Origin of the sequence: Candidatus Burkholderia verschuerenii (assembly GCF_001189365.1) — a bacterium.
GTDB classification, from domain to species: Bacteria; Pseudomonadota; Gammaproteobacteria; order Burkholderiales; family Burkholderiaceae; genus Caballeronia; species Caballeronia verschuerenii.
In genome coordinates this window covers 1-3091 of record NZ_LFJJ01000315.1, presented here as the reverse complement: position 1 = coordinate 3091, position 3091 = coordinate 1, and the positions used below count along the sequence as shown (strand labels likewise).

At 57.8% G+C, this 3091-nt stretch carries 1 pseudogene; it reads right to left on the bottom strand.

What is annotated here, in order from left to right:
• Window positions 1-807 precede the first annotated feature (807 nt).
• Window positions 808-2875: pseudogene (gene ppk1, locus BVER_RS28425) on the bottom strand (polyphosphate kinase 1).
• Between the last annotated feature and the right edge of the window lie 216 nt (window positions 2876-3091).

The window sequence follows — 3091 nt, the reverse complement described above, 5'->3', positions numbered from 1 at the left end:
TGAACATGACCTAGAGACTTGGCACAGCAGTAGCGAGTGTTCTCGCTGCTCGTTTGGGCGCTGGTTCCCATGCGATGAGCGCTTTCTCGCCCACTGCGGTAACGGTCCCCTTCGGCTTACTCCGGCCTCGCTCCGCGGCCGGTTTAGGGCCGTTTTGGCCACCGGCAGTCAATCACCGAAACGACCTCGAATGCCTCATCGCGTTGATCGTTATTCGGCCCTACCTTGGTCAGAGCTTCGAGGTGATCAGGGTAAAACGGTATGCAATGCGAAGTAATTTGAAAGCAAATCAAAGTGTGTTGTTTGCGTTCGCTTTGCTTTCTACGCGGCACGCCGCGCCACACCAATATTCGCTGGCGTAATGCGCTTATTCAAAGTCGAGAACTGCTGCGATAGATTACCGAAGGTGCGACCATTCATCGAAGCGCTAACCGGGGTAGGGCCGAATAACGAAGAAACCGATGGCGTATTCGAGGTCGTTTCGCTGAACATCTGCCGGTGGCCCAAACGGCCCTAAACCGGCCGCGCAGCGAGGCCGGAGTAAGTCGAAGGGGACCGATACCGAGGTAGGCGAGGGAGAGCGGATCGCATGGGAACCAGCGCCTGGACAGACTGTGAAGACACTCGCTATTGCTGTGCCAAGTTTCTAGTCCTGTGCCGGGGCCGCTCAAGAAGGTGCTTAGGATCGGACAAGCGGCTTTCTTTGGTTACTTTCGTTGCCGCCGCAAAGAAAGTAACCCCCCCCCCGCCGGGGAGGCGGTTACTGAATAACCAAACCGCCAACAGAACAAAGAACCGAACGACGATTTAGGAGCAAAACTTAGCGAGCAACCCCAACTGTGCATTACGAATCGACTTCCCCGACCGCCGCTTGCGATAATGCCCATCGCTCTGCATAACCCAGGCCGACTGATTATCCCCAAGACAAACAGAAAGCCCTTCCGCAATCACACGCCGCTTCAACCGCCGATCGCGAATCGGAAACGCCACTTCAACGCGCCGGAAGAAATTCCGATCCATCCAGTCAGCACTGGAAAGATAGACATCTTTCTTGCCATTGGCATAAAAAAAAATAGAAGATCCGATGATGCTCGAGAAAGCGCCCGACGATCGACCGCACCGTGATGTTCTCGGATAGATCCTCCACACCCGGCTTCAGCGAACACACACCACGCACAATCAGATCGATCTTCACGCCCGCATGCGACGCCTCATAAAGCGCGGCAATAACAGTCGGTTCGAGCAGCGCATTCATCTTCGCGACGATCCGCGCCAGCTTGCCCGCGCGCGCGTTATCGGCTTCGGCGCGAATCGCGTCGATCAGCTTGGCGTGCAGCGTAAAAGGCGATTGCCACAGCAGATGCAACGGAATCTCGCCGCCGATTCCCGTCAACTGCTGAAACACATGATGCACGTCCTCGCACATCTGCTAGTCCGACGTCATCAAACCGAAGTCGGTTTAAAGACGCGCCGTGCGCGGATGATAGTTGCCCGTGCCCAGATGCACATAAAGCTTGAGCACCATCTTGCCGTCTTGCAGCACGCGCCGCGCGATCAGCATCATCTTGGCGTGGCACTTGTGGCCGACCACGCCGTACACCACATGCGCGCCCACCGCTTCGAGTTGCGAAGCCCAATTGATATTGGTCTCCTCATCGAAGCGCGCGAGCAGTTCGACCACTACCGTCACTTCCTTGCCGTTGCGCGCGGCCTGCATCAGCGCATCCATCAGCGGCGAATCGGTGCCCGTGCGATAGATGGTCTGCTTGATCGCCACCACCTGCGGATCTTTCGCGGCCTGAAGCAGCAGCTCCAGCACCGGCTGAAAACTCTCGTACGGATGATGCAGCAGGATATCGCCCTGATCGATTGCATCGAACATGTTGCTGGTCGTGCCGATCGCTTTCGGCACCAACGGAATGTGCGGCACGAACTTGAGATCGGGCCGGTCGACCATTTCCGGCAACTGCATCAGTCGCACGAGATTCACGGGGCCGATCACGCGATAGCAGTCGCGATCGCTCAATTGGCTCTCGTCGAGTAGACGGCGAATCATATGCGGCGGCGTCTCCGCCGATACCTCGAGCCGCACCGCATTGCCCAGATGCCGCGCCGGCAATTCGCCCTGCAACGCGACACGCAGATTGGTGATTTCGTCTTCGTCGACGAATAGCTCGCTGTTGCGCGTGATGCGGAACTGGTTGCAGTTGAGCACCGTGAGATGCGGAAACAGCTCGCTCACGAAATGCTGCATGAACGAGCTCAGCAGCACGAAGCCATGCGGATAACCCGACAGCGCTTCCGGCATGCGCACGAGTCGCGGCAGCGCGCGCGGCGCCGGCACGATGCCCATCATCGCCTGACGGCCGAAAGCATCGGTGCCTTCGAGTTCGACGACGAAGTTCAGGCTCTTGTTGAGCACGCGCGGGAACGGATGCGCGGGATCGAGGCCGATCGGCGTCAGCACCGGCAGCAGCTCGTTATGGAAGTAATCGAGCGCCCACGCGGTTTGCTGTTCGGACCAGCTTTCCGCGCCGTGGAAGTAGATGCCTTCCATTTCGAGCGCGGGCAGCGCGATATCGTGCAGCATCGCGTATTGCTGATGCACGAGACGTTGCGCGCGTTCGGACACGAGATCGTAGACGTGTTGCAGCGACATGCCGTCCGGGGATAACGCACCGGAGTTGTCGCGCATCTGCTCCTGCAGGCCCGCCATGCGGACCTCGAAGAATTCGTCGAGATTGGAGCTGGTAATACAGATGAAGCGAAGGCGTTCCAACAAAGGCACCGACGTGTCGGCGGCTTGCGCGAGTACTCGCACGTTGAAACCTAGAATGCCCAGTTCGCGGTTGAAAAGCGGGTAGCGTATGGACATCGGATAGGGTGGGGTCTTCGGAGGGGAAGTCAAAACGGCTCTCAGATGTTCTCACAATAGTATTTAAATTTTATGACAGAATTTATGACACAAATTCTAAGTGCGCCGGTAGACCGGCAAGGAGTAGGTGGTGAAAGTCCACTGCGATGAAGGAGTAGCGAACCACATCGGCCCCGAGCCGTGCGCAGGTCACCGCGAGGTGATCGGCGAAGCGTC